This window comes from Serratia sp. NPDC087055 (assembly GCF_044900985.1).
GTDB lineage: Bacteria > Pseudomonadota > Gammaproteobacteria > Enterobacterales > Enterobacteriaceae > Serratia.
On record NZ_JBJDOG010000008.1, the window covers coordinates 50,806 to 74,896 of the forward strand.

Below are 24,091 nucleotides of genomic sequence, written 5' to 3' on the forward strand. Positions count from 1 at the left end.
TAAGGCAGGGTTTCCCCTGCCTTTAATTTATTTTTTGAGGCCCAGGTACTGCTGGCAAATAGGGGTTAATCCATAGCTCAGCAATTGGTCATGATTGATTTTGGGTGGTTTGGCGTAAATTTCTGCCATTTTTTCTGCCAATGATTTTTCATTGAGCTCCGCCAGTGCGTTATCCATTCCCGCTTTTTCCAGAATTTCCGCAGGCCCACCCGGACAGCGAGTGCTGACTACCGGCGTATCGCACAGCAGGGCTTCCACCAGCACGTTGCCAAAGCCTTCACTGTCAGAGCTGAGCACCAACAATGATGCATGGCGAATAAACGGATAGGGGTTAGCCTGGAATCCGAGGAAGAGCACACGCTCTGCGATACCTAATTGTTTTGCCAGCTGTTTCGCTTCTTCTATGTTAGCTTCGCTGCCGGTTCCAACCAGGGCCAATGGCGCCTGTATGCCCGACAGCGCATAGGCTTTCAACAAGCGATCGTGCCGTTTGTGTGGATGAAAGCGCCCAACGTGCACCAGGTAATCCTGGCCAGCCAGCTCGCAGGGGGCTGCTGCTTGCTGTGCAATAGCATCAATATCGAACGGGTTGTTGATCACGGCTAACCGGCTTGGGTGGATCGGCAAGTTTTGCTGTAAATCGTTCCCTACGGCCTGTGAGACGGCAACTATATTTCTGCCTTGGTAAACCGCAGCGATTTTCCGCTGTTTCAACCAACGATCCAGCCCTTTGCGGTGACCGAGATAGGACGTCGACAGGATGCCATGAATGCAGAACCACAGGCGGTCTGAGGAGAGCAACTTGCTGCGGCTGACGATGCGATCTGTTTTATGCAGGTTGGAGAACACCAAATCATAGATGCCATGTTGGCGCTCAATGTCGGCTATCGCGCGATCCAGTGCGGCAGCACGGCGTGATAGCTCCGTCACTTTACGCCAGGGTGAGCGATTGTGATCGGCGACGACCTGATAGTGAATACCGGAGGGGATCGGGTAGTTACAGACATCGCGTAATGAAATCAGGCTAACGTCATGGCCCATTTGCTGCATGCCCTGGCACAGTGTTAGCACCACTTTTTCCGCGCCTCCACCGGGTAGGCCGTCGATAATCATCAGAATACGCATAGTTAATCCAGCAGCCGGTTATAAAGGGATATCAGCTGTTCCGACAGGTGAGCCGGGGTGGCCGACATGATACGCAATCTTGCGGCCTCACCCATGGCGGAGCCTAAAGCCTGACGCGGTAACGCCGCGATCGCCTCAATCAGCGCGGGGACGTCGAGAGCATCGGTGACAAAGCCATTATGCCCTTGGGTGATAAACTCAGCACCGCCGCAGGTGGTACTGGTTATGACCGGTAAGCCGCAGGACATGGCTTCCAGAATCACGTTGGGGAAAGGATCATACAGCGTGGGTAGCAACAGCGCATCGGCAGCTTGATAAAACGGCAGCGTCTGTTTCTGTACACCCATAAACCGCACGCGATCGCTGCAACCCAGTGATTGCGCCAACGCCTGATAGCGTTTTTCGGCCTTGTCTTTGCCGACCACCAGAAGATAGCTGTCGGTGGCTGCAACGGCACGGATGGCGGCGGCTAAGCCTTTACGTTCAAAACCGGAGCCGACAAAGATCAGGCAATGCGCCTGTTGTGGGATCTGGTACTGCGCGCGAAGCTGCTGGCGCTGCTCAGCCGTTGCAGGCAGGAATTTTTGATTATCAATGGCGTTGTAGATCACCGTAATTTTATCGGCGGGTACGCCAAAATCATCGATGATTTCCTGTTTAATCATTTCGGCGTTGCAGATGACGGCTTTCAATTCTGGGGCGGCGTACATTGCGCGCTCTGCACACATCACATAACGGTGATAACGATTTGAGAACAGCCATTTACGGCGCCATTCCGGCAGCAAACGGGCGCGTTGTAACAACCAGCGGCGGTGTACGCCATCGCCGGCGCGGTAAATATCACAGCCGGGGATACGCTCATGGCTCTGTACCAGATCGAATTCTTCTTTCTGCCACAGTGCTCTGGCCGCTTCGGCAAAGCCGCGCTCACGGCTAATACGGCCGAATTTCAGCGGATTGCACAGGTGGATGTGCCAATCAGGATTGGCATCACCCTGCCATTCGCGGGTGATAACGTTCAGGTCGAGGTCTTGTTGTTCCAGTGCCTCGAGGGCGCGCGAAACGAAACGCTCAGCCCCACCGTCTGGGCGGTACTTTTGGCGAACGATCGCCAAACGAAATGCTTTCATACCAACGTGCTCCGCGCGGCTGCAATCACCACGTCTGTAGGAATAAGGTCCAGATACCGTTCATCGGTGCCGGTATTGATGGCGTCTGGATCGGGCAAGGTGCCGTAGTCTCCGGCCCAGATCACGCTGCCAATCACCTGCCATGGGCGCCAAAACACCAGCTTGGAAGGGCCAAACAGCGCAATGCAGGGGGTTTGCAGTGCGGCAGCCATGTGCATAGGCACTGAATCTACGCCGATAAACAATTTGGCGTGATCGATCAGGGCTGCCAGTTGCCGCAGCGTCAGTTGGCCAGCCAATGAAACCACACCTTGTGCCGGGCAGAGCGCCAGAATACGCTCCACCATGGCCTGCTCTTTTGCATCTGGCCCGGAAGTGATCACCAACCGGTGGCCGTCAGCCTGCAATGCACTTATCGTAGCGGCCATTTTTTCTTCACTCCAGCACTTGAAGAACCAGCGTGAGGTCGGCTGTATCACGATAAAGTCATCGGTAATGCCCTGTTGTTGTAACAGTTGCTGGCAGGTTTGCCAGTCCTCGGGCGGATAACTCATGGTCACCTGTTGGCTGACGGTTGGCAGGCCTAAGGGGTGTAACAGCGACAGGTTTTGTTCGACGGTATGGAGGTGGGCGTGATCAGTAACCGGCACCAAATGTGTGTGGCAATGACGCCATAAAAAACCCTGCCGCTTGGGGAAGTCGAACCCCAACCGGATGCGTGCCCCGGTCAGCCGGGTGAGAAGGGCACTGCGCCACTGATCGGCCAGATTGACCACCAGATCGTAACGCTGCGCCTTGAGCTGCCGGATCAGATTAAGCTCATGATTCAGATGTGCTTTTGTCCCCTGCTTTTTCCACTGGCGATCGATAACGAAGACATTCGACAGAGCGGGGTTGCTGGCCAGCATATCCTGGGTTTCTTTATACAGCAGTACGTCAATCTGCGCTTGAGGGTAGTTTTGCCGCAGAGTATTGATGACCGGAGTTGTCAGCAACATGTCGCCGTGGTGGCGAAGTTTAACGATCAGAATACGCTGTATCGAGGTATCAGGAGCTAAGGCTGGCGCGTCGTTCATCATGAGTCGCTTTCTGGGAAACCAATGTTTGATTCTAAATGACCCGATCGCATGTGGCTACTGTTGCACAGTTTTCTTGCCGTGAAGTGAAAAAATAACGCGCGAGGGAGACAAAAGGCCTTCAACGTTGTCCAAACCAGGCAGTAAAGTCGTTTGCCCTGGCGAAACGCCCTGCGTAACATAATGCATTCTGTTGATATCAGGCTCGATATTTATGACTAAACCGGCGTTTCTCATCACCATTGATACCGAAGGCGATAATCTGTGGCAAAACCACGATCGCATTTCGACCGAAAACACGCGATTTTTGCCGCGCTTTCAGGCGCTATGTGAGAAATATGGCTTTAAGCCAGTGTACCTCACTAATTATGAAATGGCGGTGGATGCAGAATATGTCGAGTTTGCTCGCGATGTCATTGCACGTGGCTGTGGGGAAGTGGGTATGCACCTGCATGCTTGGAACAGCCCGCCGTTAACGCCCTTGACCGACGACGACTGGCGCCATAAGCCTTATCTGATCGAGTATCCGGCCGATCAAATCCGTGCAAAAGTCGATCATATGACCAAGCTGTTGGAAGATAGCTTTCAGACCAAGATGCTCAGCCATCGTGCCGGCCGTTGGGCGTTTAATGAATATTATGCTGCTCTGCTGTTGGAATATGGCTATCAGGTAGATTGTTCGGTTACACCGCGTGTTAACTGGCAATACTCCCCGGGTAACCCACAAGGCAATGGCGGTACCGACTACCGCCATTTCCCATCACACGCCTATTTTATCGATCCTGACAATATCGCCAGGGCGGGTTCCTCATCACTGCTGGAAGTACCGATGAGCATCCAGTATAAACATTCGGCGCTGATGAATACGCTGAAACAAGGTTACGATCGCTTGCGTGGCAAGCAGCGCTCGCCGTCGGCGAATTGGTTGCGGCCAAGCGGCGGTAATCTGGAGAAAATGAAGTCGGTGGTGGAGCGTTGTCTGGCTCAAGGCAATGACTACGTTGAATTTATGCTTCACTCTTCCGAGTTTATGCCGGGCGGCAGCCCGACATTTAAAACGCAGCAGGATATTGACGTGTTGTACCGTGATTTGGAGCAGCTGTTTGCCTGGTTGCAGCAGCGTACGGTGGGCATGACGCTGGCCGAGTATTATCAACTTAAAGTGAACTGACATGTCGAAAAAATGGAAGATTAAGCTCGCGGATTGGTTTTTGCGCCGTTATACCGCTAAGTCCGGCCGTTTCCAGGATAAGACGACTTTCGACAGTCGGCTTCAGTTTGACAACATCGTCATCTATTCCACCACGGCGCTGGGCGACTTTATGTTTAATACGCCTGCGTTACGTGCAATGCGGGAGCGCTATCCCGACGCGCACATCACGCTGGTGGTGCATAAAAAGAATCAGGAGTTGGTTGAGAACGGTCGCTACTATGATCGTGTGGTGTATTGGGACAGTAAAATAAAAACCATGCGCCCGCTGTTGAAGTCATTACGTGAGCATCAGCCGGATTTGGCGCTTATCCTGCATTCTCATCTGCCGTATGACATTATCAGCGCCGTATTATCCGGGGCCAAATACATTATCAGGGATAATTACAGTTCCGGTATTTGTGGGCTTGAACCCTGGTTGACCAATTACATCTTCCATTACTACGGCCACTTTATTCGTCGTAAGCTGGAGCTGATTTCTATCCTGGGTTGCCGCAGCGATGATCCAACAATGGAAATTCCAGCGCCTTACCAGCCGGGTGTAAAAAGCCGCGATCACTGTACGATTGGGTTTCAGCTGGGGGCTTCAACCGAGTCACGTTGCTGGCCTGTATCACATTTCGTCCGGCTTGCCGACGAACTGGTGGCTAAGCAGGCCAACGTGCGTATTGTGCTGATTGGTGGGCCTTTTGATGACGGGAAGGCACAGCAGTTCCTGAATCAGGTCAATCCTGAAACCCGAGCTTGCGTGGACAATAGGATTGGGAAAACGGGGTTGCAGGCGTTGTTGACGTTGATAGACAGTTTCCACGTCCTGATCACCGGCGATACCGGGCCACTGCATCTGGCGGTCGCGCTGAAGGTAAAAACCATCAGTCTGTTTGTGACTGCCGACTCACGTTCTACCGGACCCATTCAGGATTTGGAGCTTCATCGAATTATTCAGGTATCTCGCACTGGCTATACCATGCCGCTTGAGGCGGAAAGCCCAATGGGCGTGATCCAGCCACAGCGGATTTACGATGAGATAGTGGATCACCTGTCGTTGGATAAGGCGTGAATTTAGCGCTTTTTTAATCGCCAGCGGATTTTTGACAAACAGGTATCTACCCACGCGTAATGCATTTGCCGGATTTTTTTACGTGGCACCGCGCTATTACGGCATACGTCGGCCAGGCGTTTAAAGATATGCAGCGCCTCAGCTGGGTAATAGTAGTAGCCATACAATACCTTCGACATGCTTTTCACCTCAGAGAAACAGTTGGCGAGCATTAACGCCGCCAACTGTCGCAACGGTTCATCCCCCGGATGCTGGTCAATAAAGAGCAGCATCTTGTCGATAGCAAACAGCATATCTTCAATGTCTTTGGCTTTAACATTACGGGTAATCCCGTGGCTGTTGTCGCGATAAAAATAAAGCACGTGATCGAGATGAGCAATTTTCTGGGTTTTGAAATACTGGAAAGGCGTGAAGATCACGTCTTCATAACGCCGACCGTTTTCAAATGACTCACCCTCAAGCAGACTTCGTCTATAGACCCGGCTCCAGAGGTGCCACATCGAGTTGGCAAACAAAGGGGTGAGGCAGGCAAGGCCGTGATTAGCAAAATCATAAACGCTACGCTGTATGGTCGTAACGGCGGGTTGCACTGGCGGAATGTCGGTAAACTTCTGGTAATTGAAATCGATCAGATCGTCTTCATCGGCAATCAGCAGTGGACGCAGGATGCTCAGATAGTCGTCACTCAATAAATCATCGCCATCAAGGAAGGTAATATAGCGCCCTTGAGCATGATGCAGCCCGACGTTGCGGGCGTTGGCGATACCCCCATTTTTTTGCGAGATAAAGGTGACATGCGGATGCTGCCATTTGGCCAGCAGTTCGCTGACTCGCCCAGCGGATGCATCTGTTGAACCGTCATCAATGATGACCACTTCAATATCATCGCCAATCTGGTTGAACAGCGAACTCAGGCTGGCGACCACGAAGTCTTCGTTATTGTAAAATGGCACAATAACGCTGAGCAGAGGCGATGAAGAGTACATGGTTTTAATCCTGCGCGGGTGGCGTTTTCTTCACTGACAGTACGCTGGCAATAATCGCCAGGCAAAAAATCGCCGTACCTTCAGTACTAAATAATATGACGTCGCTGAGCCCGTAAACAAACAGGCTGAATGTCACACCCAGCAATAACGCATTACGGTAGGGCTTAAGTGAAGAAACAAATAGGCCAACGTAGAGCGCCAGTAAAAACAGTAGGCCCCAGACCCCTTTGAGTGAGTAGGTCTCTAGCAATTCGTTGTGCAGATGCACATTGATATAAGGCATGACGCCGGACAAATGGGGTTCGTGCGCGACAATTGCACGGATTTCTGCCCCGCGCTGTTCTGCTGATTGCCCAAATGGCGCTGCTGAGCCAGTGCGTAATGCAATAATCTGCATAGAGACTCTGGAAATAATCGAGTTTTCAGTCTCAGGTTGGTCAATGAGGCGTAGATCCGTCTGAAACGCCGCAATACGTTGTTCTATCTGTGATTTGAAAACAAAACCACTGGCGAGTAATAACAGTGGCACTGAAGTGACCAACAGTATCTTATGCTTATGGGAGATCAGGTTCTTCGTCGCCAATATCGACAGGGCAACCGCAACCGGATACACCAGCATTGCCGCCCGCGTTCCGGTGAGCACCAGCGTTGAGAAGGTGAATAAGAAACCGATAATGTACAACGGGATGCGGTATTTTGTCCGAAGCATCAATATTGCCTGCATCATCACCAAATTGATGGCGGTAATCAGATAAGCGGCAACGGTAGCGCGGTCAAAGTTGATTTCGATACGTGGAATATCTAGCCACAAGCCCTGATAGAGGGAATAACCGTTGACCGCAATGCCCGCCAGCAACGCAATTACAATGAATGCGCGTTGCATACAAAGGCGTTCATTTACCGCAATCAGCAGAATGAAAGCGGTGGCGATCAGCAGTTTTCCGGTCGACATATAAGAGCGGTAAATATTGATGTACTCGCCTGGCTGTTTGAAATGCTGCAACCAGAAAATACTGCCCATGCCTACGCAGAAGAACAGAACGGGCACGATAAGGTTTCTTTTGTTTTTAACGTAATATTTTAGGTTTAAACATACGGCGATGAACGAGATATAACTGGAAATATAAAAGATATTGCGCCCGGTGTCGGAGCCGAAGGGGATAGTGCAAAACGCGATAGCGCATCCCAAATAGATCAGATAACTGAAGGCTGGGTGCGGTGTGGTTTCTTTGAGTAGCATGGGGCTTGGTTTCCGGCTCACATTACGGTTGGGCAATAAATGATTTCAGCGCGTCATCAAACTCGGTTTTGAACAAAGCATAGCTGAAATGTTCGATGGGATAGCGCTGTGCGTGTCGGCTCATGTTTTGATAGTCTGCGGGATTCATCAGTTTTTCCACCGCATCTGCGCACTCAAGGTGCGACAGCAGCTTAGGCATTACCAACGTATCACTAACCGGGTCATAAACATCGTGAGGGAAATCCACCTTGATGCCCGTTAGCCGTTGGTGTTCTTCAATCGTTACCGAGGGGGTCAAGCCAATGCCGCAGAGCCCGTCTTTAATCACTTCAGGCTGGCCATCGACCTGCGGGAAAATTACCGGTACGCCAAAATACAGCGATTCCATACAGGATAAGCCGAAGGGCTCGGTGATTGGCGTACTCATATAGATATGCGTGCGGTTGAAGAAATCCGCTACGTTATCCTGGAAACCGCTGAAGGTGACTCGGTCGCCCAGTTTGAGTTTTTCCGCCAAGGCTTCAAATTCAGCTCTGTCTGGCCCCTTGCCTGCAATTTCCAGGGTGACATCGTGCCCGCGGCGCAGCAGCTCCTGCATCATCAATAATGATACGCTGATGCCTTTCAGGCTGACCAACCGTGACGCAGTACCTATTCTGATCGGTTTGCTGAGCGGTTTCAGGCTATCGCTGATCCCTGAGGGCGTTTTCAGTCGATTGATCACCACGTGATTCGGGCAGGGCAGATTGAACCGCAGCGCCATCACCCGTTTAGAGGCGTAGGACGCCGAGATACAACCGTCCAGCATGGCCAGAAAACGTAATGTCTTGTGGTTTTTCGGATAGCGCCATGAACAGCCATGGTCGTAATAAATCATTTTGCCGCGTTTAGGCTTAGCGGCCAGACCGGGCACCAAATCCCAAACGATGACCACGTCGGCGTTGGCCTTCTCGATTTTTCTTTTGAGCAGGTATTTGCGCAAGAATTGTGGGCAACGCAGCGGCAGTGAATTAATCAGCCGGTTGGCAAATGTGACTTTCTGGTCAGGCATTTGACGGCGGATCTCTTCGCCGATCTCACTGCTGATACAAATCACCTCGTTACTGCCGTCGGTTGTGTCGTTGATATACTGCAGGAACAGGCGTTCAACACCGCCCATTTTCCCTAAGTTGATAATGTGCAGCTTTTTCATCCAATAACCTTTTGCAGCTCGTCCCAGACGGAATCGGCGGTGATAGTCGCCATGTTTTTTTCCGGAGATATCAGGGAATGTTGATTCTGCCCGTAACCACCTATCAAGCCTGGATCTGTGGGCCCAAACAGCGTGATGTTCGGCCTGTCGAGCGCGGCGGTCAGGTGGCTGAGGCCGGTATCGACCGAAACCACGCCTTTTGCGCCGGCCAGCACTTCGGCAACCTGCTGCAGGCTAAGCTTTGGCAAAACTTCCACATGCGGGAAGCCTTCCGCCAAACGCAGTGCACGCAGGCGTTCGTGTTCCGCGCCCCACGGCAATTTGATCTTCAGCCCGCTTGGCGCCATCAGTTTAATCAGATCGCGCCAATGAGATTCCGGCCAGTGTTTATCATCGCGGGTGGTGGCGTGCAGAAACACCAGATATTGCCCGGCGTCGGCCGGTAGATGATTGAGAAAGCGGGCGGCAATGGCGTAATCGCCGACGCTGTCGGGTTTTTCGTAGCCCAGACTTTTGGCGAACAACTCACGCGTACGTTCGACGGCATGTTGCCGCTTATCGATGTCATGGCGAAAGTTGTAGAACCAACTGGCAAAGGGTTCGCGGGCGCTTTTGCTGTCCTGGCCATGCTTGCTGCCTTTGGCGATACGGGTGATCAGCGCCGCGCTTTTGATTAGCCCCTGGGCGTCTATCACCGCATCGTAGTCGCGCTCTTGCACCACACGTTTGAAGTCACAACGTTGCTGGCGGGTTTCACTGCCAAACCAATTTTTGCGCCAACGGCGGATTGCCACCGGGATCACACGGTCCACCGCCGGGTGCCAAGTGGGAATTTGGCTAAACCCCTCCTCTACCACCCAGTCAAAACGGATGCCGGGAATGGCCTGCATGGCATCCGTTAACGCCGGTAGCGTATGGAGTACATCCCCCATGGAGGACGTTTTTACAATCAACACCTGCATGCTTATTCCTCGCTGGCGGCAAGTAACGGCGTCAGCGCGTCCAACACCTGCTGTGGCTGTATATCGATCAGGCTTTGATGGTAACCCTGATCGGCATCGCCTTTGCGTATCTTATGGTAACCACTGATTAAGCGGATCACTTTGGCCTTGTCGGACAGCGGTGGGGTGAAGTCCGGGCTACTTGGGCCATACAAGGCTATCAGCGGTTTGTTCAATGCGGCTGCAACGTGCATCAGGCCGGAATCATTGCTGACCACAGCCGAACAGGAAGCCAGCAGGATCACCGCTTGTTCAAGCTGGGTTTCCCCAGCCAGGTTCATGCAAAAACCGCGTGCGTCGTCATCCAACGCCGTGCGAATTTGCTCGCCCGCCTCATTATCTTTGGCAGAGCCAAACAGGGCGATTTGATAGCCTTGGTCGATCAACTTCTGCGCCAGAGAGGCATAGTGATAATGTGGCCAGCGTTTGGCCGGGCCAAATTCGGCACCTGGGCAAAAACCGATAATCGGTCGGTGATCGGTCAGATTGAAGGCGGCGGTGGTTTCCGCAATTTCTTCGTCGCTGACCTGCAGTTGCGGCCACAATAGCGGTTGCGGTAGATCTTCTGCGCGTTGAATGCGCTGTTTGTCGTAGGCCAGTGCCACATAACGTTGCACCATCAGCGGGAAGGCGGCCTTGTCCAGCACGCGAACATCATTCAGCAGGCCGTAGCGCATTTCCCCGCGCCAGCCGGTGCGCTGCGGCACGTTGGCAAAGAATGGCACGAGTGCGGATTTGAATGAGTTTGGTAACACGTAAGCGCGATCGTATCCGTTGGCGCGCAGGGCATGCCCCAAACGACGACGCTCACCGAGTGCCAATGCGCCGTGGCCTAACGGCATCGACAGTGCTTGATTGACTTCCGGCATACGCGCCAGTAATGGACGGCACCAGGCCGGTGCCATCACATCAATTTCTGCCGTCGGGTGCTCGGCCTTCAGGGTGCGGTAGAGACTTTGCGACATCATCATATCGCCAACCCATGAAGGGCCGATAACCAGTATTTTCATACCCGGGGTGATTCCCTTCAGCTTAAGCGGTGCGGTTTAACCAAGCCATGTACTCTTTCACGCCTTCGGCGACCGTTTTGAACGGTGCGTCATAGCCGGCAGCGCGCAGCTTGGTCAGATCGGCTTGGGTAAATGCCTGATAGCGGCCCTTTAGCTTTTCTGGGAACGGGATATTTTCTACCGTACCTTTCTGATGGAAGTCGACGACTGCGTCGGCCACGGCCTGGAAGGTTTCCGCCCGGCCAGTGCCGCAGTTGAAGATGCCGGAGACGCCGCTTTTCCAGAACCACAGGTTCACGGCTGCCACGTCGCCAACGTAGATAAAGTCACGCTTGAAGTCTTGGCTGCCGTCGAACAGTTTTGGATTCTCACCGCGGTTGATCTGGTTGTTCAGGTGGAATGCGACGCTGGCCATACCGCCTTTGTGGCCTTCACGTGGGCCGTAAACGTTAAAGTACCGGAAGCCGCAAATTTGTGAGTCGGCTTGCGGTAGGATTTCGCGTACATACTGGTCGAACAGGAATTTGGAATAGCCATAGACGTTCAGCGGCTCTTCGAATTGACGCTCTTCGATAAATTCTTCACGACCGCCGTAGGTGGCTGCAGACGAGGCGTACAGGAACGGAATCTCACGATCCAGGCAGTAATGCAGCACATCTTTGGAGTACTGATAGTTGTTGTCCATCATGTATTTGCCGTCCCACTCGGTGGTGGACGAACAGGCACCTTCGTGGAAGATTGCATCGATTTCGCCCAGATCGTCACCGGCCACGATATTGGCGATGAAATCTTCTTTGTCGATATAGTCGGCGATGTCGAGATCCACCAGATTGGCGAATTTGGTGCCGTCTTTCAGGTTATCGACCACCAGGATATCGCGATACCCTGTGTCATTCAGCGCTTTAATGATGTTGCTGCCGATCATGCCGGCGCCACCAGTAACGATAATCATTGGGTTACCCCTGTTATTCTGCCCGGTGGGACACGGTGCCCCACGCTCAATGCCGCTTATAATAGCATTTCATGTCGCCGCAAACATCGGACGGGCTCCGAATATCCCGCGATGTCGAGTCCGGCAGCACTTTGCCGTGATATCTGCTGCAATTTTCATATTCTCTCCCGCAGTTTCTCGTCAGTTTGGTTACAAATCAGTAAAATATGTTGAAAACAGACCAATCCTGGAGATAACCGAATGTCCGCGTCTTTTTATCAGCAGTTGGAACAACAACTTGCAACCACCCGTAGCGAAGGGCTGTTCAAAGAAGAGCGCATTATCACCACTGCTCAGCAGGCGGATATTGCCGTTGCTGATGGCCGTCATGTGATTAACTTTTGCGCTAACAACTATCTGGGTTTGGCTAACCACCCGGCGATGATTGCCGCGGCCAAGGCTGGCATGGACAGCCACGGTTTCGGTATGGCGTCGGTACGCTTTATTTGTGGGACTCAGGACAGTCATAAACAGTTGGAGCAAAAGCTGGCTGATTTCCTCGGGATGGAAGACGCTATCCTGTACTCCTCCTGCTTCGATGCTAACGGTGGGTTGTTCGAAACCCTGCTGGGCCCGGAGGATGCCATTATCTCTGATGCGCTGAACCATGCGTCGATCATTGACGGTGTCCGGTTGTGTAAGGCGAAACGTTATCGTTACGCTAATAACGATATGACCGAATTGGCCGCACAGCTGAAGCAAGCCAAGGCTGACGGTGCACGCCATATCATGATCGCCACCGACGGTGTGTTCTCAATGGACGGCGTGATTGCCAACCTGAAAGGGGTTTGCGATCTGGCGGATCAATACCAGGCGTTGGTGATGGTTGATGATTCCCACGCGGTGGGTTTTGTTGGTGCTCATGGGCGTGGTACTCACGAATATTGCGACGTGATGGGGCGTGTTGACATCATTACGGGCACGTTGGGCAAGGCGTTGGGCGGGGCTTCTGGCGGTTATACCGCGGCGAAGAAAGAGGTGGTGGAATGGCTGCGTCAGCGTTCGCGTCCTTATCTGTTCTCCAACTCGCTGGCGCCGGCGATCGTTGCCGCTTCGATTAAAGTGCTGGAACTGCTGGAGCAGGGCGACGCATTGCGTGATCGTCTGTGGGCCAATGCGAGCCTGTTCCGTGAAAAAATGACCGCGGCAGGCTTTGAGCTGGCCGGGGCCGATCACGCCATCATCCCCGTGATGTTGGGTGAAGCAAAACTGGCGCAGGATTTCGCCAATGCGCTGCTCAAGGAAGGCATTTATGTGACGGGTTTCTTCTATCCGGTGGTGCCGAAAGGCCAGGCGCGCATCCGTACCCAGATGTCCGCCGATCATACCCCGGAGCAAATTGAACGTGCGATTGCGGCGTTCATTCGTATCGGTAAAGATCTTGGCGTTATTGCATAAGGTAAAACCATGAAAGCATTGTCAAAATTGAAAGCGGAAGAAGGGATTTGGATGACCGATGTGCCTCAGCCGGAGCTGGGCCATAACGACATCATGATTAAAATCCGTAAAACTGCGATCTGCGGTACCGATGTTCATATTTATAACTGGGATGAATGGTCGCAGAAAACCATCCCGGTACCTATGGTGGTCGGCCACGAATACGTGGGTGAGGTGGTTGCCATCGGTCAGGAAGTCAAAGGGTTCAACGTCGGTGACCGTGTTTCCGGTGAAGGCCATATCACCTGCGGCCATTGCCGTAACTGCCGTGGCGGCCGTACGCATCTGTGCCGCAACACGACGGGTGTCGGTGTGAACCGCCCTGGTTCGTTTGCTGAATATCTGGTGATCCCGGCGTTTAACGCGTTCAAGATCCCAGACAATATCTCCGATGAGCTGGCGTCTATTTTTGACCCCTTCGGCAATGCGGTGCACACCGCACTGTCATTTGATCTGGTTGGCGAAGATGTGCTGGTTTCCGGTGCTGGGCCGATCGGCATCATGGCCGCAGCCGTGTGTAAACACGTTGGTGCTCGCCATGTGGTGATCACCGATGTTAACGAATACCGTCTGGATTTGGCGCGCAAAATGGGTGTGACCCGTGCGGTAAACGTCAGCAAAGAAAATCTGAACGACGTGATGGCTGAATTGGGCATGACTGAAGGGTTCGACGTGGGGTTGGAAATGTCCGGCGCACCACCGGCATTCCGTTCACTGCTCAACGCGATGAACCACGGTGGCCGCATTGCCATGCTGGGGATTCCGCCGTCTGACATGTCGATCGACTGGAATCAGGTGATCTTCAAAGGGCTGTTTATCAAAGGGATTTACGGCCGTGAGATGTTTGAAACCTGGTACAAGATGGCTGCGCTGATCCAGTCTGGTTTGGATCTGACGCCGATTATTACCCATCGTTTCTCTATCGACCAGTTCCAAGAGGGCTTTGACGCCATGCGTTCCGGTCAATCCGGGAAAGTGGTGTTGAGCTGGGATTGATTGTAAAAAAGGCCGGAATCCCGGCCTTTTTTTATGCTTTTGGTTTCGCTGGTGCAGTGTCCGCCCAGCGTTGCCACTGGCGTTTGATGAATGTCACCGCTGGCGATTGCGCCACGCTTTCACCGATCACGTTAATCACCGTGCTCGCGTTGACTTTTTCTTTCGGCAACTTGACCTTACACTGCTTGATGCCACCGGTGAACGGGTTCTTCGGCTGTGGTTTCGGTTGTTTGACCGGCGGTGGAACATAATTATTGCCGCCGCTACTGTTGCCCTGTGGTTCGTTGAGCAATGCGCTGGGTTTTACCAGCACGATATCTGCTGGTAGCGTTGGTAGCATTTGCTGCAGCACCTTCACGGTGGCTGGACGCGGGTGACCAATCGCGATGGCCGATCCCGTACGGCGTGCCAAGTCTACCGCACGGTTGAATTGACGTCGGATATCGGCTTCGTTGGCAGTATCATCCAGGAACACCTTACGCTTGATGACCTTCACGTGCGTTCCGGCCGCCGCTCGGGTAGCTTGGCTGTTACCGATGGTCATGCTGTCGAGGAAATAAAGCTGATAACTGTCGAGTGCCTGCATGACTTTTTGCATGCCTGGCAGGCTAGACGTCATGGCGCTGCCCATATGGTTATTCATACCCACCGCATAGGGCACATTATTAACCGCATTGCGGATAATGCGCTGGATCTCTTCGCTACTCATGGAAGGCTGCAATGTATCACGTTCCAACGGTTGCTTGCTGAGCGGTGCCATTGGCATATGAATCAGCACTTCGCGGCCCTGACTGTGGGCGCGGGTGGCCATCAAACGGGCATGGGGAGCATTAGGCAATACGGCGACTGATATCGCCGTTGGCATTTGCAGTACAGCGCCTTCTTCATGCGGACGATAACCCACGTCATCGATGACGATGGACAGTTTCCCTGCCTGTGCAGTGCAGACTTGCAACAGACAGCCAATCAGTACGACAGTACGGGTTTTGATATAGCGCAAATCTATCTTCCCAACCACGGTAGTGGGTTAACGGCCTGACCTTGGCGACGAATTTCGAAATAAAGCGATGGTGTGCCCTGACCCCCGCTGGTGCCGACTAAGGCTATCGGTTGACCTGCTCGCACCTGCGCACCGACGTTGACCAGTGCACTTTGGTTATAGCCATACAGGCTCATGTCACCCTTACCGTGTTCGATGACGACAACCAGCCCATAACCTTGCAGCCAGTCGGCCAGCAATACGCGGCCATCGGCGATCGCTTTTACTTCGCTGCCTTCTCTGGCCTCAATGACCATACCTTTCCAGCGTAACTCACCTTGCAGTTGTTCGCCAAAACCGTGCAGGGTGCGGCCGCGTACTGGCCATATTGCTTGCCCGTTTGGTCGGCCCAGGCCGCCGGTCCGGGCCATCAGCGAGCGGTCGGCTTCGCTTGGTTTATAGCTGGTGCCGGTTTTTTTCGCTTGCTGCTCTTTAACACGAACCTGTTCACGTACCTTTGCCGCTTCACGTGCTTCGCGTTCAGCACGAGCACGGGCTTCACGTTCGGCACGCGCAATCTGGTCTCGCATGCGGGTTTCGTTCTGGCGTAGTTCCACCAGACGTTGCTGATCTTTTTCCAGCGAGGCTTCGAGTGCGGTTAGCGTTTTCTTACGTGCGCCACGTGCCTGCTCCAGCTTTTGCTGCTGTGTTTGTTGCTCGCCTAACAGCGATTTTTGCTGGCCTTGCTTGGCCACGAGCGTTGTTTTCTGCTTCGCCAGTTCGGCACGGGTTTGCTTGAGTTCTTCAATCGTTTTTTGCCGTGCTTCGTTCAGGTAGCCGAAGTAGGCCAAAATACGCTCGCTGCGCTGGCTCTCTTCACCACTAAGAACCAATTGCACTGCGCTGTGCTGGCCTTGTCGGAAGGCGGCATCAAGCTGTTTTGCGAGGATATTCTGCTGGGTGGATTGCTGTTTTTGCAGCTTGGCAATTGAAGCGTTCAAACCGGAGATGTCTTTCCCCAACTGGTTCAATGTGCCTTGCGTGTCGCGTAACAGGCGGCTTGCCTGTGCGATAGTTTTTTCTTGCTGCTTCAGTTGATCCTGCAAAGAGCTGCGCTGTTGTTGCTGCTGCTTAACCGCCTTTTCTTTCTCGGCGATACTTTGCTGGATGTCTTTGAGTTGGGATTTGTTGTCTTCCGCAGCCTGGCTGGCGAGCGGCAACAACAAGACGCCAGCGTAAAATACGCTGGCGCACATGGTGGTTAACTTCCTTGGCGCAGTGCGTTCAGGCAGCGATTGGCTGCCTGTGTTTGCGCTTCGGGTTACCCTTGATAGTGCAAAAAACGCCTTTTCCCTCATAGGGAAGGATTATTCCACGATGAACAGCGGCTTACCAGTCATCTCTTGCGGGATTTCCATTCCCATCAGTGTCAGCATGGTTGGTGCGATGTCGGAAAGCTTACCCCCATTGACTGCGCTGGCAGGCTTGCCGATGTAAATCAACGGCACGGGCAAGCTGGTGTGGGCGGTATGAGCCTGACCGGTTGCCGGATCACGCATTTGTTCGGCGTTGCCGTGATCGGCGGTGATCAGCAGCTGCCCATCGACGGCCTTAACCGCCTCGACAACCTGAGCGATGCAGTTATCCAGCGTTTCTACCGCCTTCACTGCCGCGTCATAGACGCCGGTGTGCCCCACCATGTCACCATTAGGGTAATTACAGATAATGGCGTCGTATTTGCCACTGCCAATGGCGGTCAGCAGTTTGTCGGTCAGCTCTGCGGCACTCATTTCAGGTTGCAAATCATAGGTAGCGACCTTCGGTGAATTGACCAGAACCCGATCTTCCCCAGCGAAAGGTTCTTCAACGCCACCGTTATAGAAGAAAGTCACGTGCGCGTATTTTTCGGTTTCCGAGATACGCAGTTGCGTTTTGTCATGCTTCATCAACCATTCGCCGAAGGTGTTGTTCAGTGATGCCGGCGGGTAGGCGCAGGGGGTTTTGATATCGGCGGCGTATTCGGTCAGCATGACGAAATCACCAAAGTTGATGACGTTGTCGCGCGGGAACCCGTCGAAATCTGTATTGACGAAGGCGCGAACGATCTGACGTGCGCGATCGGCGCGGAAGTTCATGAAAATCAGTGCGTCGCCGTCATTGAGCTCGGCGGCCGCTTCCCCCGCAGCCTGGAGTACAGTCGGCTTCACGAATTCGTCGTTTTCACCGCGCTGATAGGCCGCCTGCAGGGCAGCAACCGCGTTGTCGGCAACGTATTCGCCCTTGGCCTGAGTCAGCAGGTCATAGGCCAGTTGCACGCGGTCCCAGCGGTTATCACGGTCCATGGCGTAATAGCGGCCAATCAGCGACGCAATGCGCCCGGTACCCAATTTGGCAAAGGCGTCGCTAAAGCGTTGCAGGGAGGTTTCTGCACTGCGTGGCGGGGTATCACGGCCATCCAGGAAAGCGTGCAGATAAACGGCTTTGGCACCGCGCTGTGAGGCCAGTTCAATCATCGCCATAATATGGTCTTCGTGGCTGTGTACACCGCCCGGTGACAACAGCCCCATGATATGCACCGCCTTGCCTGCTTGAACGGCTTTATCGACCGCGGCCGTCAGCGTTGCGTTGGTGAAGAAATCACCTTCTTTTATTTCCTTGTCCAGTCGCGTCAGGTCCTGATAAACAATGCGCCCGGCGCCCAAGTTGACATGACCAACTTCAGAGTTGCCCATTTGGCCGTCAGGCAGGCCGACATCCAGTCCAGACGCGGCGATCAGTGTGTGCGGCTGCTGTTGCCACAGACGATCCATCACCGGTGTTTTTGCGTTCAGAATGGCGTTGTCCTGTTGCTCCTCGCGGTGGCCATAACCGTCCAGAATCACCAGTACCATCGGCTTTTTGTTACTCGACATTGCATTAACCTCGTTATGAACTTCTAAGTTGTGAATAGCCATCAATCCGCGATCGGGTTGATGGCTATTCACCCTCGAAAACTGCCTGATTTTACAACGTGGCCGCTTAAAAAGAGCCCAGAGAGATCAAAGTTGCAGTGAACAAGGCGGCCTTTTATGCTCTGACACCGAGAATTTCTCAGCGTGGCCCGCAGTTTCTGCAATAGCGCTTGCTTATTGGCTGTATTTGCTGCACTCGGCAGGTATACTCTGGAACCTTGAGTTATTTTTTCCCTTAACTGACGGGAGTTGTTATACCCCATGCTGCAAGAAATTATGCAATTCGTTAGCAAGCATCCCATACTGAGCCTGGCCTGGATTGCCCTGCTGGTTGCGGTGATCGTCATGACGTTCAAGAGCCGTTTCTCAAAGGTGAAAGAGATCACCCGTGGTGAAGCCACTCGCCTGATTAATAAAGAAGATGCCGTTGTGGTAGATACCCGCAGCCGTGATGATTTCCGCAGAGGCCACCTGGCCAACGCCATCAACCTGACCGCCAGCGAAATCAAAAGCGGCAGCCTGGGCGAGCTGGAAAAACACAAGGCTCAGCCAATCATCGTGGTTTGTGCCAATGGCACGACCTCCCGTGAACCTGCAGAAAATCTGAGCAAAGCCGGTTTCGAAAACGTCACTACGCTGAAAGACGGCATTGCCGGCTGGAGCGGGGAAAACCTGCCACTGGTGCGCGGTAAGTAATTGTTTAACGTATTTGAGGTGGTAATTCATGGCTAACATTGATATCTACACCAAAGCGACCTGCCCGTTCTGCCATCGCGCCAAAGCGTTGCTGAACAGTAAGGGCGCTGCGTTTAACGAAATCGCCATTGATGGCGATAATGAAAAACGCGAAGCGATGATTGCGCGCAGTGGGCGCACCACCGTGCCTCAGATTTTCATCGATGGCCAACATATCGGCGGCTGCGATGATTTATATGAACTCGATACTCGTGGTGGTCTGGATCCGCTGCTTTAAGCGGGCGGCTGCCGGTTACTGAGTGTCAATAAGGACGTTTAACCAAGGGTATTACACACATGTCAGAACAAAACAGCACAGAGATGGCTTTCCAGATTCAGCGCATTTACACCAAGGATATCTCCTTCGAAGCGCCAAACGCTCCGCAGGTTTTCCAGCAAGAATGGCAGCCGGAAGTTAAACTGGATCTAGATACAGCTTCCAGCCAGTTGGCTGACGAAGTGTATGAAGTTGTACTGCGCGTAACCGTGACTGCATCTCTGGGTGAAGAAACTGCGTTCCTGTGTGAAGTGCAGCAGGCGGGCATCTTCTCCGTAGCGGGCATCGATGGTACGCAGCTGGCGCATTGCCTGGGTGCATACTGCCCGAACATTCTGTTCCCGTATGCACGTGAGTGCATCACCAGCCTGGTTTCTCGCGGTACATTCCCGCAGTTGAACCTGGCACCGGTTAACTTTGACGCGCTGTTCATGAACTATCTGCAACAGCAGGCGGAAGGCGAAGGTGCCGCACCACATCAGGATGCCTGATGAACACCGTCAATGCTTCAATGACCGTTATCGGTGCCGGCTCGTACGGCACCGCATTAGCCATTACGCTGGCGCGTAATGGCCACTCTGTGGTGCTGTGGGGCCATAATCCCGAGCAGATTCAAAAAATGCAGCGCGATCGCTGCAACCAGGCATTTCTTCCCGACGTCGCTTTCCCCGACACGTTATTGCTCGAAGCCGATCTGGCGCACGCGCTGGCTGCCAGCCGCGATGTGCTGGTGGTGGTACCCAGCCATGTGTTCGGCGATGTGCTGCGTCAGTTAAAACCCCATCTGCGCCCGGATGCCCGCATCGTGTGGGCGACCAAGGGGCTGGAAGCGGAAACGGGCCGGTTGTTGCAGGACGTAGCGCGTGAAGCGCTAGGTGATGCTATCCCGCTGGCGGTGGTCTCAGGGCCGACGTTCGCCAAAGAACTGGCTGCGGGTTTGCCGACCGCGATTGCATTGGCCTCCACAGATGCGCAGTTTGCCGAAGATCTGCAACTGTTGCTGCACTGTGGCAAAAGCTTCCGCGTTTACAGCAATCCCGATTTTATCGGTGTACAGCTGGGCGGGGCCGTGAAGAACGTGATTGCCATCGGCGCCGGCATGTCAGACGGCATCGGTTTTGGTGCTAACGCACGTACTGCATTGATTACTCGCGGCCTGACGGAAATGAGCCGCCTCGGCTCGGCTCTGGGGGCTGATCCTTCGACCTTTATGGGCATGGCTGGTCTGGGCGATTTGGTGTTAACCTGCACCGATAATCAATCGCGCAACCGTCGCTTCGGTATTATGCTGGGGCAGGGGAAAGGCGTGCAAGAAGCGCAGGACAGCATCGGCCAGGTTGTCGAAGGCTATCGCAATACCAAAGAGGTATTGGCGTTGGCACAACGCTACGGCGTGGAAATGCCGATTACCGAACAGATTTACCAGGTGTTGTATTGCCATAAAAATGCCCGGGAAGCCGCTCTGAGCCTGTTAGGGCGCACCAGAAAAGATGAAAAGCACAGCGGGTAATTTATAACCCTGTGGCTTAACATTTGACGGGTATAAACCGATATGCTGGGCGGCATGCCGACCCAGCAATTGTTTTGGGCCACGTGATCGCGATGCGATGCGGTGGCCTGTTTTGCAAGGCGGAGAGGAACCCGATGTCGTCAGAAGAGTTAGAGCAGGTCTGGAATAGCATCAAATCAGAGGCGAGAGGGCTGGCTGAATGTGAACCGATGCTGGCTAGCTTTTACCATGCGACGCTGCTCAAGCACGACAATCTGGGGGGCGCACTCAGCTATATTCTGGCAAATAAGCTGGCGAATCCAATTATGCCGGCCATTGCGGTGCGCGAAGTGGTGGAAGACGCCTATTTTGCCGATCAGCAAATGATCGCTTCGGCAGCTCGCGATATTCTGGCGGTGCGCCTACGCGACCCGGCCGTCGATAAATATTCTACCCCTCTGCTGTATCTGAAAGGCTTCCATGCACTGCAAGCCTATCGCATTGGCCACTGGCTCTGGTTGCAAGGGCGACAGGCGCTGGCTATTTATCTACAAAACCAGATTTCGGTCGCCTTTGGCGTGGATATCCATCCGGCCGCCACTATTGGCTGCGGCATCATGCTCGACCACGCTACCGGCATTGTAATCGGTGAAACGGCCGTGGTAGAAAATAACGTGTCTATTCTGCAGTCTGTCACCCTTGGCGGTACCGGGAAAACCAGTGGCGATCGCCATCCGAAGATCCGTGAAGGTGTGATGATTGGCGCCGGTGCTAAAATTCTCGGCAATATCGAAGTGGGTAAAGGCGCAAAAATTGGCGCTGGCTCGGTAGTGCTGCAATCGGTGCCGCCGCATACGACGGCGGCTGGTGTACCAGCACGTCTTGTCGGTCGACCGGAAAGCGATACGCCATCCATGGATATGGATCAGTACTTCAACGGTAACAACCATGGATTTGAGTACGGCGACGGTATTTAACCCTTTCGCATAACACATCAAACAGGGGGAGCTTTGGCTCCCCCTGTGCTTTATTTCTGCGAAGGAAGCTTAGCCCTGTTTCGGGAACGCGACCGTGTCGGCGACCATTTCATCGATTGCGGCTTTGACTTCTTCTTCCGTCACGGGTGCACTGTCATTGCTGACAGTTCTGCCGTAACTCTTGCGTACGACTTCCAGTACGGTCTTGCCGGTATCCTGATCGATCAACTCAGCTTCGAGGAACAGCGTCGTGTTTTGCGTACGGTGGCCCGTTGCGGCCATGGTGCTGGCAACCACTGCGGCAACCGGCACCACTTCATAGAATTTCATATCTTCATTTTCGGCAGAGACAGCCGTAATCGCCACTTTGGCGATCAATACGCGAGGCCCCGCCGGGCTATTGAGTATGGTGGTGCGCTCGGCTACCGCTTTTCTCAAACTTTTGTCGGTGTAGTGCCTAATTTTGTCTAGCGTCTGTTGGCTGATGCGGGCGTTAGGTTTCGCCTCTGGGTAATAGACTATGGGGGTAAAATAGACACCCCGATAGTTGGATTCTTTAAAGTTAGGATCGATCCAGCGTAGCGTTTTATGGCCGCTTGGTGAGCTGGTTTCCTGCAATTTACTGTAATCAGACAGGAATCCTGAGTACTGCTCTGTTGTTGTTACTTTTGATGCACAACCTGCCAGCAACAGGCCTGCTGCCAGGACCGCTGCGGCAACGCACAAGCGTTGTTTTTTCATACGATTTCCTATGGTGAGTGTCGATAACCCTTACAAAACATAGTTCATTATCTTCGGGCGCAGTGGGTGTTTTCAGCGCCGTGTGTGCGATGTTTCAGGCCAGTTTGTTGGGATTGTGATATTTGGCGTGTTTTTTATCTGTGGTACTCAGTGTTTGCGACAGTAAAAGCAATGCTGCCTCTGCATTTTCCTGTGCGATCACAATGGCTGATTGCCATTGTGGCAGTAGCGGCCAGAGATCTTGCTGATGTTCTGCCATCTGGTACCAGACAACATGATCGTGCCAATGGCCGAGGGTGCTTTGCGCCGTTTTCAGGTGGGCGATAGCGTCAGGCGTGATGAGGCGAAATTGGGGGTAGGCATCCACGACATAGCGCAGGTGCTTAACCAAGAGACGTAATCTATGCCGATCGTAATACGAATCGGCAAGCGCCAGGCGCACTTGTTTTACCTGTTGGGTTATCTGATGGGCTATACGGTGTTTTGTATGCCGATGCTTGGTTATGAGGAACATGTTTAGCCAGGCATGCAGCAGTGTGGGGAGGCGGATAAGTAGCGGTAACGATGTTAAAGCGAGCTTGCGGCTTTGCAGTTCGGTCTTGCGCGTATTGGCCTGCCACGTTAACTGATGCTGATCCAGTTCGGTAATCAGCACTTCCAGATCGCGCATTGGCGTGGTGATTTTCCCCAGCTTGGCAGCGGCATCGTCGAGCTGCGCAACACCCGGAGTGCCGCGCAATGGTCTCAGCAGGCTCCTGAGACGCCGCAGGTTGATACGTACGTCGTGCAGAGCCTCGTGGTCTGTTGCGTCAGGTAAACGCAGCAGCGCTTGATTCAACGCGCTCTCGAGCTTGCGCGCTTGCGTGATAATACTCTTGACCAACACCATGTTGTGTCCCCAGAGAAGTCATCTTTAAAGATTATCCTCCCTGAAGTAGACACTGTCATTGGTTAAGATTTGATCACGGCGCCTGCGTAGTCCAGCTGCCGCCAGGCTTCGTACACCACGACCGCAACGGCGTTAGACAAATTCATGCTGCGACTTTGCGCTTGCATGGGAATGCGAATTTTTTGTTGTGCGGGTAGCGCGTTCAGGATATCAGCAGGCAATCCACGGGTTTCCGGGCCGAATAGCAGGTAGTCGCCGGCTTGATAGCTGACCGCGCTGTGCGCCGGGGTGCCTTTGGTGGTCAGGGCAAACAGCCGTTGAGGATTTTCGCTGGCAATAAAAGCGGCATAGTCGGCATGTCGTCGGATGTTGGCAAATTCATGGTAATCCAGCCCGGCACGACGCAGACGTTTATCATCCCACGGGAAACCCATCGGCTCTATCAGATGCAGTTGAAAGCCGGTATTGGCACACAGGCGGATAATATTGCCCGTGTTAGGTGGAATCTCAGGTTCGAATAAAACAATGTTCAGCATGTAAAAAGCCCCTCATGACGAGGGGCGCAGAATAGCAAAATCTGACCGAGCTGTCTTAGCCGA

General features: G+C 53.4%; 24 protein-coding genes. 9 read left to right on the forward strand and 15 right to left on the reverse strand.

Translation table 11 applies throughout. The features are described from left to right. Window positions 1-27 precede the first annotated feature (27 nt). Genes ACI2J2_RS23185 through rfaQ form a run of 3 tightly spaced genes read right to left on the reverse strand, consistent with a single transcriptional unit; the run spans window position 28 to window position 3,334 of the window. Complete coding sequence (locus tag ACI2J2_RS23185; RefSeq protein WP_404760926.1) at window positions 28-1,125, reverse strand: glycosyltransferase; 1,098 nt, start codon at window positions 1,123-1,125, stop codon at window positions 28-30. A 2-nt stretch (window positions 1,126-1,127) separates the two neighbouring features. After that, window positions 1,128-2,255, reverse strand: a complete 1,128-nt coding sequence (locus tag ACI2J2_RS23190) for a glycosyltransferase family 4 protein (RefSeq protein WP_404760927.1) — start codon at window positions 2,253-2,255, stop codon at window positions 1,128-1,130. Then, entirely contained in the window at window positions 2,252-3,334 is a 1,083-nt protein-coding gene (gene rfaQ, locus ACI2J2_RS23195; RefSeq protein WP_404760928.1) for a putative lipopolysaccharide heptosyltransferase III, read from the reverse strand. Before rfaQ ends, ACI2J2_RS23190 begins: the two co-directional genes overlap by 4 nt. Before the next feature lie 211 nt (window positions 3,335-3,545). Here rfaQ and ACI2J2_RS23200 point away from each other — a divergent pair, with 211 nt between their 5' ends. Together ACI2J2_RS23200 and ACI2J2_RS23205 are read left to right on the forward strand one after the other, a co-directional pair. Then, window positions 3,546-4,502 carry a polysaccharide deacetylase family protein gene (locus tag ACI2J2_RS23200; RefSeq protein ID WP_404760929.1) on the forward strand — a complete coding sequence of 319 codons (957 nt, stop codon included), beginning with the start codon at window positions 3,546-3,548 and terminating at the stop codon, window positions 4,500-4,502. 1 nt (window position 4,503) lies between these two features. Further along, window positions 4,504-5,601 carry a glycosyltransferase family 9 protein gene (locus tag ACI2J2_RS23205; protein ID WP_265556757.1) on the forward strand — a complete coding sequence of 366 codons (1,098 nt, stop codon included), beginning with the start codon at window positions 4,504-4,506 and terminating at the stop codon, window positions 5,599-5,601. Between the two features lie 2 nt (window positions 5,602-5,603). Here the strand turns inward: ACI2J2_RS23205 and ACI2J2_RS23210 are convergent, their stop codons facing one another. The 6 genes from ACI2J2_RS23210 to rfaD are packed head-to-tail and all read right to left on the reverse strand — an operon-like array spanning window position 5,604 to window position 11,982. Next, complete coding sequence (locus ACI2J2_RS23210) at window positions 5,604-6,587, reverse strand: glycosyltransferase (protein WP_404760930.1); 984 nt, start codon at window positions 6,585-6,587, stop codon at window positions 5,604-5,606. Window positions 6,588-6,591: 4 nt separating this feature from the next. Then, on the reverse strand, window positions 6,592-7,827 hold the full coding sequence (locus ACI2J2_RS23215; protein WP_404760931.1) for an O-antigen ligase family protein: 1,236 nt from the start codon (window positions 7,825-7,827) through the stop codon (window positions 6,592-6,594). A 22-nt stretch (window positions 7,828-7,849) separates the two neighbouring features. Further along, window positions 7,850-9,019, reverse strand: a complete 1,170-nt coding sequence (locus ACI2J2_RS23220; RefSeq protein WP_404760932.1) for a glycosyltransferase — start codon at window positions 9,017-9,019, stop codon at window positions 7,850-7,852. Further along, entirely contained in the window at window positions 9,016-9,981 is a 966-nt protein-coding gene (gene rfaC, locus ACI2J2_RS23225; RefSeq protein WP_209640090.1) for a lipopolysaccharide heptosyltransferase RfaC, read from the reverse strand. Before rfaC ends, ACI2J2_RS23220 begins: the two co-directional genes overlap by 4 nt. Window positions 9,982-9,983: 2 nt before the next feature. Next, window positions 9,984-11,030, reverse strand: coding sequence for an ADP-heptose--LPS heptosyltransferase RfaF (gene rfaF, locus ACI2J2_RS23230; RefSeq protein ID WP_404760933.1), 1,047 nt, complete (start codon window positions 11,028-11,030; stop codon window positions 9,984-9,986). A gap of 22 nt (window positions 11,031-11,052) precedes the next feature. Further along, window positions 11,053-11,982: an ADP-glyceromanno-heptose 6-epimerase gene (gene rfaD / locus ACI2J2_RS23235; RefSeq protein ID WP_209640085.1), complete on the reverse strand. Its 930-nt coding sequence runs from the start codon at window positions 11,980-11,982 to the stop codon at window positions 11,053-11,055. A 240-nt stretch (window positions 11,983-12,222) separates the two neighbouring features. On the opposite strand from rfaD, the gene kbl reads away from it, so the two are divergent. After that, entirely contained in the window at window positions 12,223-13,419 is a 1,197-nt protein-coding gene (gene kbl / locus ACI2J2_RS23240; RefSeq protein ID WP_209640082.1) for a glycine C-acetyltransferase, read from the forward strand. A gap of 9 nt (window positions 13,420-13,428) precedes the next feature. Beyond that, on the forward strand, window positions 13,429-14,454 hold the full coding sequence (tdh, locus tag ACI2J2_RS23245) for an L-threonine 3-dehydrogenase (RefSeq protein WP_037421692.1): 1,026 nt from the start codon (window positions 13,429-13,431) through the stop codon (window positions 14,452-14,454). A 31-nt stretch (window positions 14,455-14,485) separates the two neighbouring features. Here tdh and ACI2J2_RS23250 read toward each other — a convergent pair whose 3' ends face one another. Genes ACI2J2_RS23250 through gpmM form a run of 3 tightly spaced genes read right to left on the reverse strand, consistent with a single transcriptional unit; the run spans window position 14,486 to window position 18,345 of the window. Next, window positions 14,486-15,454: a divergent polysaccharide deacetylase family protein gene (locus ACI2J2_RS23250; protein WP_404760934.1), complete on the reverse strand. Its 969-nt coding sequence runs from the start codon at window positions 15,452-15,454 to the stop codon at window positions 14,486-14,488. 2 nt (window positions 15,455-15,456) lie between these two features. Further along, on the reverse strand, window positions 15,457-16,791 hold the full coding sequence (gene envC / locus ACI2J2_RS23255) for a murein hydrolase activator EnvC (RefSeq protein WP_209640077.1): 1,335 nt from the start codon (window positions 16,789-16,791) through the stop codon (window positions 15,457-15,459). A 9-nt stretch (window positions 16,792-16,800) separates the two neighbouring features. Continuing rightward, the gene (gene gpmM, locus ACI2J2_RS23260) at window positions 16,801-18,345 is read right to left on the reverse strand and encodes a 2,3-bisphosphoglycerate-independent phosphoglycerate mutase (RefSeq protein WP_404760935.1); all 1,545 of its coding nucleotides are present in this window, start codon (window positions 18,343-18,345) and stop codon (window positions 16,801-16,803) included. A 300-nt stretch (window positions 18,346-18,645) separates the two neighbouring features. On the opposite strand from gpmM, the gene ACI2J2_RS23265 reads away from it, so the two are divergent. The 5 genes from ACI2J2_RS23265 to cysE all read left to right on the forward strand — a co-directional run bounded on the left by ACI2J2_RS23265 (window position 18,646) and on the right by cysE (window position 21,862). After that, window positions 18,646-19,080 carry a rhodanese-like domain-containing protein gene (locus ACI2J2_RS23265; protein ID WP_209640071.1) on the forward strand — a complete coding sequence of 145 codons (435 nt, stop codon included), beginning with the start codon at window positions 18,646-18,648 and terminating at the stop codon, window positions 19,078-19,080. 28 nt (window positions 19,081-19,108) lie between these two features. Continuing rightward, entirely contained in the window at window positions 19,109-19,357 is a 249-nt protein-coding gene (gene grxC / locus ACI2J2_RS23270) for a glutaredoxin 3 (RefSeq protein WP_037421687.1), read from the forward strand. 59 nt (window positions 19,358-19,416) lie between these two features. Further along, the gene (gene secB, locus ACI2J2_RS23275; RefSeq protein ID WP_004953255.1) at window positions 19,417-19,887 is read left to right on the forward strand and encodes a protein-export chaperone SecB; all 471 of its coding nucleotides are present in this window, start codon (window positions 19,417-19,419) and stop codon (window positions 19,885-19,887) included. Continuing rightward, a complete protein-coding gene (gpsA, locus tag ACI2J2_RS23280) occupies window positions 19,887-20,906 on the forward strand; it encodes an NAD(P)H-dependent glycerol-3-phosphate dehydrogenase (protein WP_265556750.1) in 1,020 nt (339 codons plus the stop codon). Before secB ends, gpsA begins: the two co-directional genes overlap by 1 nt. 134 nt (window positions 20,907-21,040) lie before the next feature. Then, window positions 21,041-21,862, forward strand: a complete 822-nt coding sequence (gene cysE, locus ACI2J2_RS23285) for a serine O-acetyltransferase (RefSeq protein WP_209640065.1) — start codon at window positions 21,041-21,043, stop codon at window positions 21,860-21,862. A 69-nt stretch (window positions 21,863-21,931) separates the two neighbouring features. Here the strand turns inward: cysE and ACI2J2_RS23290 are convergent, their stop codons facing one another. The 3 genes from ACI2J2_RS23290 to trmL form a co-directional block, all read right to left on the reverse strand. Next, window positions 21,932-22,603: a DUF3313 domain-containing protein gene (locus ACI2J2_RS23290; RefSeq protein WP_209640062.1), complete on the reverse strand. Its 672-nt coding sequence runs from the start codon at window positions 22,601-22,603 to the stop codon at window positions 21,932-21,934. Between the two features lie 94 nt (window positions 22,604-22,697). After that, window positions 22,698-23,492 (reverse strand): CHAD domain-containing protein, encoded by a 795-nt coding sequence (locus tag ACI2J2_RS23295; protein WP_265556749.1) that lies wholly within the window; start codon window positions 23,490-23,492, stop codon window positions 22,698-22,700. 62 nt (window positions 23,493-23,554) lie between these two features. Continuing rightward, window positions 23,555-24,028, reverse strand: a complete 474-nt coding sequence (gene trmL, locus ACI2J2_RS23300; protein WP_209640056.1) for a tRNA (uridine(34)/cytosine(34)/5-carboxymethylaminomethyluridine(34)-2'-O)-methyltransferase TrmL — start codon at window positions 24,026-24,028, stop codon at window positions 23,555-23,557. Window positions 24,029-24,091 lie beyond the last annotated feature (63 nt).

Excerpts from the sequence above, each read along its gene's own strand:
- ACI2J2_RS23210 (WP_404760930.1), bottom strand. The coding sequence starts at position 6,587 with ATGTACTCTTCATCGCCTCTGCTCAGCGTTATTGTGCCATTTTACAAT.
- tdh (WP_037421692.1), top strand. The coding sequence starts at position 13,429 with ATGAAAGCATTGTCAAAATTGAAAGCGGAAGAAGGGATTTGGATGACC.
- ACI2J2_RS23295 (WP_265556749.1), bottom strand. The coding sequence starts at position 23,492 with ATGGTGTTGGTCAAGAGTATTATCACGCAAGCGCGCAAGCTCGAGAGC.
- trmL (WP_209640056.1), bottom strand. The coding sequence starts at position 24,028 with ATGCTGAACATTGTTTTATTCGAACCTGAGATTCCACCTAACACGGGC.
- rfaF (WP_404760933.1), bottom strand. The coding sequence starts at position 11,030 with ATGAAAATACTGGTTATCGGCCCTTCATGGGTTGGCGATATGATGATG.
- rfaQ (WP_404760928.1), bottom strand. The coding sequence starts at position 3,334 with ATGATGAACGACGCGCCAGCCTTAGCTCCTGATACCTCGATACAGCGT.
- ACI2J2_RS23290 (WP_209640062.1), bottom strand. The coding sequence starts at position 22,603 with ATGAAAAAACAACGCTTGTGCGTTGCCGCAGCGGTCCTGGCAGCAGGC.
- ACI2J2_RS23190 (WP_404760927.1), bottom strand. The coding sequence starts at position 2,255 with ATGAAAGCATTTCGTTTGGCGATCGTTCGCCAAAAGTACCGCCCAGAC.
- ACI2J2_RS23185 (WP_404760926.1), bottom strand. The coding sequence starts at position 1,125 with ATGCGTATTCTGATGATTATCGACGGCCTACCCGGTGGAGGCGCGGAA.
- ACI2J2_RS23205 (WP_265556757.1), top strand. The coding sequence starts at position 4,504 with ATGTCGAAAAAATGGAAGATTAAGCTCGCGGATTGGTTTTTGCGCCGT.
- cysE (WP_209640065.1), top strand. The coding sequence starts at position 21,041 with ATGTCGTCAGAAGAGTTAGAGCAGGTCTGGAATAGCATCAAATCAGAG.
- secB (WP_004953255.1), top strand. The coding sequence starts at position 19,417 with ATGTCAGAACAAAACAGCACAGAGATGGCTTTCCAGATTCAGCGCATT.
- ACI2J2_RS23265 (WP_209640071.1), top strand. The coding sequence starts at position 18,646 with ATGCTGCAAGAAATTATGCAATTCGTTAGCAAGCATCCCATACTGAGC.
- envC (WP_209640077.1), bottom strand. The coding sequence starts at position 16,791 with ATGAGGGAAAAGGCGTTTTTTGCACTATCAAGGGTAACCCGAAGCGCA.
- kbl (WP_209640082.1), top strand. The coding sequence starts at position 12,223 with ATGTCCGCGTCTTTTTATCAGCAGTTGGAACAACAACTTGCAACCACC.
- ACI2J2_RS23215 (WP_404760931.1), bottom strand. The coding sequence starts at position 7,827 with ATGCTACTCAAAGAAACCACACCGCACCCAGCCTTCAGTTATCTGATC.
- gpsA (WP_265556750.1), top strand. The coding sequence starts at position 19,887 with ATGAACACCGTCAATGCTTCAATGACCGTTATCGGTGCCGGCTCGTAC.
- gpmM (WP_404760935.1), bottom strand. The coding sequence starts at position 18,345 with ATGTCGAGTAACAAAAAGCCGATGGTACTGGTGATTCTGGACGGTTAT.
- rfaC (WP_209640090.1), bottom strand. The coding sequence starts at position 9,981 with ATGCAGGTGTTGATTGTAAAAACGTCCTCCATGGGGGATGTACTCCAT.
- ACI2J2_RS23200 (WP_404760929.1), top strand. The coding sequence starts at position 3,546 with ATGACTAAACCGGCGTTTCTCATCACCATTGATACCGAAGGCGATAAT.
- ACI2J2_RS23220 (WP_404760932.1), bottom strand. The coding sequence starts at position 9,019 with ATGAAAAAGCTGCACATTATCAACTTAGGGAAAATGGGCGGTGTTGAA.
- grxC (WP_037421687.1), top strand. The coding sequence starts at position 19,109 with ATGGCTAACATTGATATCTACACCAAAGCGACCTGCCCGTTCTGCCAT.
- rfaD (WP_209640085.1), bottom strand. The coding sequence starts at position 11,982 with ATGATTATCGTTACTGGTGGCGCCGGCATGATCGGCAGCAACATCATT.